The 11,743-nt window shown below is 33.8% G+C and carries 8 protein-coding genes; 6 read left to right on the top strand and 2 right to left on the bottom strand.

All coding sequences use genetic code 11. The features are described 5' to 3' along the window. Positions 1 to 3,350, top strand: a 3,350-nt coding sequence (locus V7150_RS24210) for a PA14 domain-containing protein (RefSeq protein ID WP_335523341.1), incomplete at its 5' end; no start/stop codon positions are given. A gap of 82 nt (positions 3,351 to 3,432) precedes the next feature. On the opposite strand, the gene V7150_RS24205 is transcribed toward V7150_RS24210, so the two are convergent. Beyond that, on the bottom strand, positions 3,433 to 4,872 hold the full coding sequence (locus V7150_RS24205; protein ID WP_335523339.1) for an oligosaccharide flippase family protein: 1,440 nt from the start codon (positions 4,870 to 4,872) through the stop codon (positions 3,433 to 3,435). Positions 4,873 to 5,171: 299 nt separating this feature from the next. Here V7150_RS24205 and V7150_RS24200 point away from each other — a divergent pair, with 299 nt between their 5' ends. The 5 genes from V7150_RS24200 to V7150_RS24180 all read left to right on the top strand — a co-directional run bounded on the left by V7150_RS24200 (position 5,172) and on the right by V7150_RS24180 (position 10,318). Next, the gene (locus V7150_RS24200; RefSeq protein WP_335523337.1) at positions 5,172 to 6,152 is read left to right on the top strand and encodes a glycosyltransferase family 2 protein; all 981 of its coding nucleotides are present in this window, start codon (positions 5,172 to 5,174) and stop codon (positions 6,150 to 6,152) included. A gap of 21 nt (positions 6,153 to 6,173) precedes the next feature. Then, on the top strand, positions 6,174 to 7,157 hold the full coding sequence (locus V7150_RS24195; RefSeq protein WP_335523336.1) for a glycosyltransferase family 2 protein: 984 nt from the start codon (positions 6,174 to 6,176) through the stop codon (positions 7,155 to 7,157). Between the two features lie 114 nt (positions 7,158 to 7,271). Beyond that, positions 7,272 to 8,885 carry a peptide ABC transporter substrate-binding protein gene (locus tag V7150_RS24190; protein WP_335523334.1) on the top strand — a complete coding sequence of 538 codons (1,614 nt, stop codon included), beginning with the start codon at positions 7,272 to 7,274 and terminating at the stop codon, positions 8,883 to 8,885. A 23-nt stretch (positions 8,886 to 8,908) separates the two neighbouring features. Next, positions 8,909 to 9,895: a glycosyltransferase family 2 protein gene (locus tag V7150_RS24185; protein WP_335523333.1), complete on the top strand. Its 987-nt coding sequence runs from the start codon at positions 8,909 to 8,911 to the stop codon at positions 9,893 to 9,895. 18 nt (positions 9,896 to 9,913) lie between these two features. Beyond that, entirely contained in the window at positions 9,914 to 10,318 is a 405-nt protein-coding gene (locus V7150_RS24180; protein WP_335523331.1) for a GtrA family protein, read from the top strand. A gap of 102 nt (positions 10,319 to 10,420) precedes the next feature. Here V7150_RS24180 and V7150_RS24175 read toward each other — a convergent pair. Then, positions 10,421 to 11,743: DUF6056 family protein (locus V7150_RS24175; RefSeq protein WP_335523328.1), on the bottom strand; the 1,323-nt coding region annotated here is incomplete at its 5' end.

Below are 11,743 nucleotides of genomic sequence, written 5' to 3'. Positions count from 1 at the left end.
AGGACGTTCACTGGATTGAGGTAGAATACCGTGAAGATGTTTTAAACGGTTATGTAGATGTATCTCTTACTCCGTTTCCGGTGCTTACCTTAAAAACTGGTAAGGGAGCCCATTACAATTGGGGCTATGGAAGTCCAGCAAGCGGCTATCCGAGCGATTACTTTGTGGCTGATATTGATCAATCAGGAACATATGCAAAGGGCGACTACTTCTTGCAGACATTTGCAGATGATGGAGTCAAAGTAGAAGTTGATGGTGAAACCAAAATCAATCGTTGGACGGACTATACCGGCGGAATGGAAAAAGCTTTATGGCTGGGAGTAGCGGAAGGCCAGCACACTGTTAAAACCCGTTACTTAGAAAATGTAGCCGCCGCAGGTGTATTCTCAGATGTAGTACCATTTGGTTCCTGGCTTGCCTATTACTATCCAAATGACTCGTTATCGGGAATGCCGGCCGCTGCAAAGGTAATCTCTACAGATAAGCTATCAGAAAAATTCCCTGGCAGCCCGGCTGAAGGTATCGGGGCAGATCACTTTTCGGCACGTTACACTACAGCAAAACGTATAGCAGCTGGAGACTACGTACTCAGGATGAATGCCGATGATGGTTTGCGTGTTTTTGTTGATGGAAAGCTAGTAGCGGATCGTTGGAATAAGAATGGAGAAAGTACGATTAAGTTAAAAATCTCTGATCGTACAGATGCCAAAGCAGGGGAGCAAGACATCCATTGGGTTGAAGTTGAATACCATGAAAATGTATTAAACGGTAATGTCGATGTATCCTTAAGCCCATTAAAAGAGGAAATGAATGATACATGGGTGGGTGAATTCTACCCAAATAGAACCTTCGAGGGTAATCCCTATATAATTGGCGGAAACTCAGCTTCTAACAAACTATCATCTATTAACTTTAATTGGAATCTGGCATCACCGTTTCCTGAAATACCTGCAGATAACTTTTCTGCTAGATTTTCAAAGAAGGTATTACTAGAGACAGGAAGTTATTTATTCACTGTGAATGCGGATGACAAGGTTCGAGTTCTCCTTGATAATCAAGTTATTATGGATTATTGGTCCAGCAATAACTATTCAAAAAATAGAAATGTAGTTTATGTTAGCGGAGGAGAACACACGCTTGTTGTGGAATACCAAGAGGATATCTTACAGGCGAGGCTGTCTTTTGATTACGAGAAGATCAGTTCAAATAAGGTATTCTATCAAGCTGCTGAACAAGTAGAAAATAATTGGGCTTATGGTGGTCCATCAGGTTTTCCAGTTGATGGATTTGAAGCGTATTTTGACCAATCAAGAACTTTACCATCTGGCGATTATTTTATGGAAACATTGGCAGATGACCGAGCTGTCACAAAAGTAGATGGAGAGGTAAAAATTGATAATGGAGATAATGCTCCAGGACAAGTAAACCAGGCACTACTTTTAAATATGAAATCCGGCTATCACGATATAACAACCAACTATTATGAAAAAGTTGATAAAGCTTATATTTACAGCCATATATTGCCGCTTGGCAATTGGGTTGCGTATTATTATCCTTATAATACGTTTAGCGGCCAGCCAATCGCGGCAAAAACAATTTCTCCGTCTGGAGCATATAATTCCTTATCGGAGAATAACGCATTAGGAAGTCCTGTTCCTGGTCAAGTCCCAGTGGATAATTTTTCAGCTATTTATCGGACAGCTAAACGATTGCCCGCAGGAGAATATGTTATTCGTTCCAAAGCGGATGACAAAATAAGAGTTTATATTGATGGTCAACTTGCTTATGATGGCTGGACACCTGTTGATTTCAGTCAAGAATCGATAAAAGTGTCTATTACGGATCGTAATGTAACCAATTCAGCGGAAAAGGATATTCACTGGATAGAAGTCCAATACAGTGAACAGACGGGTCAAAGTTATCTTGATTTTACAATTCTGCCATTAAAAGAAGTATTTGCTTCCGATCAATGGGTAGGAATGTTCTATTCGAATAAAACCTTATCAGGTAATCCATATATCGTTGGCGGTATCGGGGCAGAACAACCAATCAACACACTTAATTTCGACTGGGGATTTGGAAGTCCACACAATAGATTACCTGCAGACGGATTCTCAGCCAAGTTTATAAAAAAGGCATTCTATAATTCAGGACTTTATCAAATTAATGTTTCTGCAGATGACGGAGTTCGCGTATACGTTGATGGTCAGAAAATCATTGATTCTTGGAAAGACGGTATTAATACTAGTTATTCTAATTTCTGGTTAGAGCAAGGTAACCATGAGATTGTTGTTGAATATTATGACCTTTCTTCTTCTGCTAAATTGAATGTAGATATGACAGAGATTGCACCTGAGGGTGGAATGTTTGTTTCATCTGTTAAATTACCTGTTTATAGGAGTTATGAAGAATTAGCAGATTACACAATTCATTTAACATTTTATAATCCCAGCTATACAAGGTATTTCGAGCTGGGCTATGGTGAAATTGTTAATATTTTGGAAGTGAAAAATTATGCTGCTAAAATTCGGACTCAAGATGGCCGGGTTGGCTGGGTTCATAAAGATTATCTTGAATCCAATTTAACGGATGACTTTTGGCTGGTAAAAGAGGGAAGAACTTTAAGAAGTCAGGCAGATGTGAAAAGTTCTAATATCGGCTTTATTCCTTCTTTTTCAAAGGTGTATTTATTAGATCATGTCACTACTTCAGGGCCAGATTATACAGAATGGTACTATGTTCAAACCGAATCCGGTCAAAGAGGATGGATTTGGGGAGCTTTATCTACTAGTGGAAACTCGGGATATAATATCATTAAGTATAATTTTAGTCAGGGAGGAACTGTTACAAATGAGGTTAATATCTTTACTCCTCTTAATACGAAAGCGAATGTGACTGCCGACCAAATTAATGCTTTTATTAATTTCAAAACGGGCGGCAAAAAAACCTTGATGACAGGTATGGGATATGCGTACCTTATAGCTCAAGAACAAAGTGGACTAAATGCAATTTATTTACTTGCACACTCTGGACTTGAAACTGGCTGGGGAACTTCAGTTATTTCAAATACGAAATATAATTTTTACGGTATCGGAGCCATTGATTCAAAACCGGATGAGGGAGCATACAATTATAGTACCCCTGAAGGAGGAATTATAGCTGGTGCTTCATGGATCAGTAAAAATTATCCTATTCGCCCAGGAGATACGGATGATAAAATACCGTACTACCAGCCTACTATAGACAATATGAGAAATGATAATAGCTGGCATCAGTATGCAAGTGATGAAGCTTGGGCTGCCAAAATAGGATTTTTTGCTCAAGAATTTTATAACTTTATCAACAGATAAAGAGCTGCAATTAATAAAAAAACTGTCATTCAATTACGAATGACAGTTTTTTTTTGGAAAGAGGATTACAAACATAAAATGGTTATCGTCCTTTAGAAAATACTTTACCCTTAACGGTATTAATTATTGTCATAATAAGAGAATCTTTAACCAGTATTAATCCCGCCAAGTAGATACAAACCCCAATGAATAATTGGATAAAAGTCACAAGCAGCGGGCTTATATCGATATATTTATCGACTGCACTTACTGAAAAGAAAACCAGTGTACTTAAAACTAGATACTTTAAAAACATTCCTGTAAAACTTTTGAACTCAAAATATTTCCTAGCGAAATACATTTGAATCATTGCTCCCGCAGCTTCTGCTACTAACAGAGCCAAGGCAGAAGCAGTACTTGCAAAATGAGAAACGAATATGATATTTGTAATTAAACTTAGGACGGCTCCGATCGTAATGGCGACAGCATATTTATTTTGCTGGTTTGTTGAAACCAAAATTTGAATACCAAAAATATTAGCCAAACCAACAAAAAATATGACAGGACTCATTATAATTAACAATTGAATTACTGCATTAAATTCATTTCCTAAGAACCATGTGACGAAATTTGGAGCTATTCCCATTAAACCCAATGTCATAGGTAATGTAATCAATAAGACAAATTGAAGGGCATATTTAATGTATTTTTTCATGGATTCAATATTGCCTTGCGAAAATTCACTTGCCATTCTTGGTAGCAGCACAGAACCTAATGATGTAATAAATCCTAATGCAATTCGAACGACCTTATCTGCTTGGCTATAAAAACCTACTTCTATTTCTCCAGATACTCGTCCTAATACGATTCTGTTTACAAGAGTATAGACTTGTATCATGATTTGGGGTAAGAACAAGCTAATTATGGGCCCTATATGTACTTTAATATCACCAAAAGCAATTCGTTGGAAAGAAATTTCTTTTAACAATGGGATCCACATGATTAATTGGCCCACAAAAAGCGTTACCGCATTGATCATTATATAATAAGGTAAATCAGCTGCATCCTTTACAAGGGTGAAGATTAATACAATGCTTGCCAATCTTACAATTATATTTCGTGTTGTTACGCTTTTGATTTGCTCTTTCCCAATAAAATACCACGAAACATCAATGGTGGTAGCAAGCAGGGTAAAAATATGAATGAAAAATAGCTGTTTATTCTCTTTGACTGTTAAAATAAATAATAGAAAAAATACTAGTGTAATGATTGAAATGAAAAGCTGTACGAAATATATGGACCAGAACTCTTTTGATCGATCTTCTAAAGATTGCTTTGTTGCGATTTGTCTGCTCCCATACATCGGAATACTCAATATAGCAAAAACTAGAAAGAGTTGAACGATAGATAAAACATCTGCATCAGTACCAATACCTTGGGGTTTAAGTACTCTTGAAACATATGGAGTCATAACAAATGGGGTTAATAATAATAATAATTGGTATATGACAGTATATAAGTAATTTGTTACAAGATTTCTCATAAAATGCATTCAAATCCTTTAAGATGTTAATATTTTTATTTCATATTTTCATCTGTTAAGAGTAGCATTAAACGTCATGATAAACAACGTAAAAACATATTTTTTATAGATATCGGCAAAATTTTTAAAAGTAGAATCATTCAGTAAACCCGCATTTTATCTTGAAGTAAATTTAAAGTTTAGGTATAGTACTAATTGTGTCTGGTAGAAAATTTTTACCGTCAAATTCAAGGATTTTTAAAATAAGGCAGTAAATCCACCATATTACATTAAGACGTTGTTTAATGGAGAGAAATAATATGAATCCTAAAATTAGCATTATAGTACCTGTTTTCAATGTTGAACCATATATTCATGAATGTATTAAAAGTATTCTTAACCAATCTTTTAAAGACTTTGAACTAATTTTAGTTAATGATGGTTCTAGTGACCGAAGTGGTGATATTTGTGATGAATATTCCAAAGAGGATGAAAGAATCTTTGTTATTCACAAAAAAAATGGCGGTCAGTCTTCTGCAAGAAATAGAGGAATTAATGCAGCCAAGGGAGATTATATTGGATTTATTGATAGTGACGATTGGATACACAGTGATATGTACAAAATATTGTATGAAAAAGCAAGTGAAACAGAAGCCGATATAACAGCATGTAATATTGTAGAATATCAAAAGGACGGAACAGAGCGTTTATTCTGTTACGATAACACCGATCATTTATATGATAGAAATGCTGCAATGAATGAAATATATTTAAATGAGAGACTTACTTATAGTCCATGTAATAAAATATATAAGCGGGAATTGTTCAATGGGATTCGCTTTAAAGAAGGCTATATTTTAGAAGATATGGATTTTGCTTATAAAATTATTCATCAATCAAATAAAATTTATTACACCGGGCAAGCATTATATTATTACCGATATAATGATAACAGCACTTTGCGAAAAACCTTTTCAAAAAAACGTTTAGATGAATATCAGGTAAGAAAAGACATGTACAGCTTCTATCTTGAACATTACCCAAATCAAGCAAATGAAGTATATGCGGAATGGTTTTTAAAGGGATTAGAGTTATACATAAATGTTGAGAAGTATTTTAGAAATGAAAAGAATCAATATAAATACTTAATTGCAGCAGATCGGAAAAGGTTAAAATCGTTAGTATTGAAAAAAGATTATAGTCGAAAGAAGAAAATTCTATTGTCTATAGGTTTAATTTCGCCTCATCTTCTTACCAAGGTATACCGTTTTTATTGGGATAAAATTAAGCATGAGTTATAAGGAGAAAGTTGTTTTTTGGAGATGAAAAATAAAATGATAGCCTTTGTTATTTTAAATTATAATACATGGGAAATGACAATACGTTGTGTAGAGTCAATATTTCAAACATGCCAGCAAAAATACACCATTTATATAGTAGACAATGGTTCAACAAATGATTCATATGAGCAAATGGAAAAAGAATATCGTCATCATGAAAAAGTAGTTGTGATTAAGTCTGAAAATTTAGGATATGCCAGAGGCAATAATAACGGTATTAGGCAGGCAATGAAGGATGGTTATGACATCATTACTGTTACGAATAATGATGTGATTTTTTTAGAAGATAGTATTGACCGAATGTATTTATTTCTCGAAAGTAATAAGAATGCTTCAGTGGCTGCTCCTTATATATTATCACCAGAAGGGGTACTGCATAATTTACCAACATTAAAAAAAGTAAGTAACAGGGATTATCTTCTCCATCATACTAGACTTGAGAAATTTTTGTCTAAAGAGAGTAAGAGACAATATGACCAAGAATACAATTTAACCGGTACTGCTATAAGGAATGAGCCTATTCCTATTTATAAATTTTCAGGTTGTTGCTTTATGGCAAAACGTGAGATGCTAGAGGAAGTAGGATTATTTGATGAAAATACATTCTTATATTTTGAAGAAGATATTATTTGTCAAAAAATGGTTAATTCGGACTATCAAGCCTATTTTCTGCCTGATTCAAAAATCGTCCATCACCATGGTTTAACAACGGGTAAAGACAATTTGTTTGTTGATACTGAAATGTTGAAAAGTGAAATGTATTTCCTGTCGAAATATAATAGGATGAATTTTTGGAGTATGCTTATGATTTACATTGACCGTGCGATCACTTCAATTATGAAAATAATAAAAAAGCGTTATCACAATGCTTCAATAAAAGATTATATGGTTTTTCTCGGAAAGACGTGGAAACATTTTATAAAAAACACGAGACAAAGAAATGATAAGAATACAAATATAGAATAAACAGTTAACACCATCTTTTCTACTTATATTATAGATGGTGTTATTCATTTACATACAATTTTTAATTGAATTACTGAGTTTATTTTATTTACTTTGCAAAATGGAGGTATTTGAATGAAAAAAAATATAATATTCATTATAAGCATGCTGCTTATTTTAAGTATGGTTCTAAGCATGGCCTACGTTGCACTTTTTGGCAAGAAGGAAAATGCAGTAGTAGCTCCAAGTAATAAAAATGTCCCGCAGCATCTTCGAATAAATATTGGTTTAGAACCGCTGACATTACACCCTGGTCTCGTAGAAGATTCTGTTTCTCAAACCGTTGTTACTCAACTATTTGAAGGCTTAACTCGAAAAGACCTAGGGGGTCAGACGGTAAATGCGGCAGCTTCAGTAGTAAAAATAGCGGATGATCAAAAAACGTATACATTTACCATTCGAGATGCAAAATGGTCAAATGGTGATCCTGTCGTTGCAAAGGATTTTGAATATGCTTGGAAATGGTTATTGGATCCTGCTAATAAATCGCCTAATGCATACCAGCTTTATTATATTGAAGGAGCAAAAGCATTTAACGAAGGAAAGGAAAGTGTAAAAAAAGTAGGCGTTAGAGCAATTGATGATAAAACACTTGAAGTAAAATTGGTAGAACCGACTTCGAATTTCTTAGAATTAACAGCATCATATGCCTACTTTCCCATTAATAGCAAACTTGCTAAAAAAAATCCTGACTGGGCAAATGAAGCTGGAAATCAATATACAACAAACGGTTCTTTTAATTTAAAGGAATGGTCTCATAATAATAAAATTGTTCTTGAAAAGAACAAAAATTATTGGGACTCAAATATGGTGAAATTAGAGGAAATCTCAATGTATATGGTCAGTGACCCAAATGAAGAATTATCTCTGTATGAAAGTGATTACCTTAATTTGATCAGTTCTCCAGCTGAAGAAATGAAAATTGATGATGAAATGGTCTATACTCAAGCGATTGCTGGTACATACTCAGTTAATTTAAATACAAAAGTTGAACCGTTTACTAACAAAAACATTCGAAAAGCATTGGCTTTTGCCATTAACCGGCAAGCGTTGGTTGATAATAGTGAGGAAAAGGAAACGAGCCCAGCAATGGCAGCTGTTCATCCAGCGTTTTTCCCTGCAAATAAAAAAGGATATTTTAAAGATAATGATGTAACAAAGGCTAAACAATATTTACAAAAAGGTTTAGTAGAGCTAGGGTTAACAGATGTGTCTGAACTACCAGTAATCAAACTATCTACAAGCACAAATGAAACGGATGAAAGAATTTCGCAATCAATTAAAGAGATGTGGACAAAAAATTTAGGTGTTAAAGTTACACTCGAAAGTACGGATTCGAGTATTTATTATGAAAAAGTACAGAACCGGGATTATAATGTTGCTCTTGTAGAATCATTAGGTTCTTTTTGGGATCCGGTAAATGTTCTTGAATCGTATCGAAATTCTAAAAGTGGAACTGGCTCGGAGAACGAACAATTACAATCTTTCTTAAAGCAATCTAAAATAGAGTCGAATAGTAACGAACGTGCAGAAGTTTTAAAGAAGGCTGAAGCAGCATTAATCGAAGAAATGCCATTTATCCCAATTTACTTTTTTTCAATCGAAACTTTCCAAAGTCAGAAGGTAAGAGATGTGGCTGTTCCATATCCAGGCCAAGTCCAACTTAAATGGGCATATTTAGAAAGTTAACATTATAAATTGGAGGAAAAAAAGTGATTAGAAAGAAGAAGGTTACAGTTCTTGTACCTGCTTATAACGAAGAAGATGTATTGCAGCAATTATATTCCAGATTGGTAAACGTTTTTAATACATTGCCCATATATGAATTTGAAATACTTTTGGTCAATGATGGAAGTAAGGATGGAACTTTACTAAAAATCAAATTATTGAGAGAAATGGATAAAAGGGTTTCTTACGTTAATCTGTCGCGTAATTTTGGAAAAGAAACAGCGATGATTGCTGGTCTTGACTATGCTGACGGTGAAGCAGTAATCATTATTGATGCAGATTTACAGGATCCCCCTGAGTTAATTCCAGAAATGATTCATCACTGGGAAAATGGATATGATGATGTGTATGCAAAAAGAAGTTCCAGGGCTGGGGAAACCTGGATAAAGAGAGTGACATCAACTGCTTTTTATCGGTTGCTAGAAAAGGTTGCAAGAGTCCCAATTCAAAGAGATACAGGGGATTTCCGGCTTCTTGATCGTCGTTGCGTTGATGCTTTAAGGCAATTAAGAGAGACCCAAAGGTACACAAAAGGGATGTTTAGTTGGATTGGTTTCAATAAAAAGGAGATTTTATTTGATAGGGATCCACGGGCCGCAGGAGAAACAAAATGGAATTATTATAAACTGTTTGATCTAGCAATAGAGGGAATCACTTCTTTTACCACTACTCCACTTAGAATTTCTGCTCTATTTGGATGTCTAATTTCTTTTTGTGCCTTTATTTATATGATTTGGATTATTACAAAGACAATGCTGTTTGGCGATCCTGTTGCAGGTTATCCTTCTTTAATGACGGTTATATTATTTTTAGGGGGTATTCAACTTATTTCCTTAGGTATTTTGGGCGAATACATAGGGAGAATATTTAACGAAACAAAAAACCGCCCTTTATACTTTATAGATGAATATAACAACGTCAAAATAACAAATTTTAATAGAAGAGAGCTACAAACGGTTAGCAAAGAATGATATTTCAGGTGATGCTAGATGAAAAATAAAAAAGAGATTCTTATGTACCTCTTGTTTGGGATACTTACAACTGGTGTTAATATTCTTTGCTATGTTTTCCTAAAAAAATTTCTAAATATTGATTTTATCCTATCAACAACAATTGCCTGGATTATATCGGTTATTTTTGCCTTTTTAACAAATAAAAAATATGTTTTTAATAGTAACTTTACCAAAGCATACTCCGTAATACGTGAATTTTGCTCATTTACCATATTTCGAGGAATCTCATTTATAACGGATATTGGAATGATGATCGTATTAATAGAGGTAATGAATATTAACGACTTAACATCTAAAATCTTAGCAAATATAGTGGTGGTTATAATAAACTATATTGTAAGCAAATTTGTCGTTTTTAAGGTAAAACGGGTAGATCAGTAAAGAAGAAACAGATAAGATTTTGTCAATAGGCTTAAAAAGTCATGAAAATACATTGAAATCAGTTGGGCGTAGTGTTAGCAACACTACGCCCAACTGATTTTTCTATAAAAATGGTCTGAATCCCCAAGATAACCATTTAGACAGCATAGAAAGTAAATTTATAATTGGTAAAATGGAATATCCCCAAAAATGTAACTTGTTATCAAGCATTTTATGATTAATAAGAAAATGGACAATGATTAAGGAAAACAAAACCGAACCAACTGTTAATACCCTCCTGCCGGAAGCATAAATGGTCGGCGAGAAAAACATTACCGATATTGATGCTATTAAAGCAAGGAAACAAAGTAAAATAAACAATCTATTTTCACTTTTTTTACATACTAAAATAATAAGCAATAAGCTAAAAGCTGCCCAAAATATATATGGGATGAGGGCAATGATAATTGAATATTTAGCCTGCCAAATGTAAGCCAAATTGGCAGTAATATTAATTGTGGTTATTTTACTAAAATTAAAAAATATATTCATTTCATTACCTAATAATATTGCAGCTAAAACTATCGCAAAGAGTAAGGCGAATAATTTAAATAGCCATAATTTACGATCGTTACGATTCATCAAATATCCTGCAATAGTTATAACAGCCAGCGTAAAAACAAGAATCCTCATTTCGTTAAACATCTTGTCGAAAAACCACACTGTACCCACATAAAGATGATTAAAAAAAGATAATTCTCTAAATTCCGGATACCAACTGTTAATCTCACTTTCTAATCGTACTTCATTACCTGGAGCAAATAACAGGATTAAGGTTCCAATGGTTATAAGTCCTGTGGATATAAATAATTTAGGTTCTTGATCTTTATGCTGAAAATAAAGATATAAGTGGGAAATAATCGTAAAACAAGTAATACATAAAGCTACTTGTTCATTACTAATTGAAGCTAAAAAACCAAATAATAAAAATAACAGAAAAGGAATACGTTCCGTTACATTTTTGTTCCTGAAAACTTTATCTGAATAAGGAATCATTGCGAATAGTCCAAAGGCTATTGGCCATAGGTAATTTAATGAACCTGTAATCCAAATAAAGCCAGAACTTAAGATCCCCTGGTGTATATATCCAAGGGTTAATATTGAGATAATTATTCCTTTAGTACTTACTTCACTTTTTATAATTCGAAGGATAGAATAGGCTAATAATAAGATGGATAATGGATTAAGCAAACGCCAAATCCAAACCCTCCCATCCAATAAATAATATGACAATATATCAGGGAATAGGCGGCCTGACCATTCAAAATACCTTATTTTTATCCATTCAAAAATATTATAATTTTGAGATGCAGTTGAATAAAATAAATCATCACCTTGAAAAGGTGATACTGTAAGCATAATTCCATATAAAAATAAATAAAGAAA

This window comes from Neobacillus drentensis (genome assembly GCF_036965245.1).
Classification (GTDB): domain Bacteria; phylum Bacillota; class Bacilli; order Bacillales; family Cytobacillaceae; genus Neobacillus; species Neobacillus drentensis_G.
Note: the sequence above shows the minus strand (reverse complement) of the source record. Positions and strands in the feature narration are given on the sequence as shown.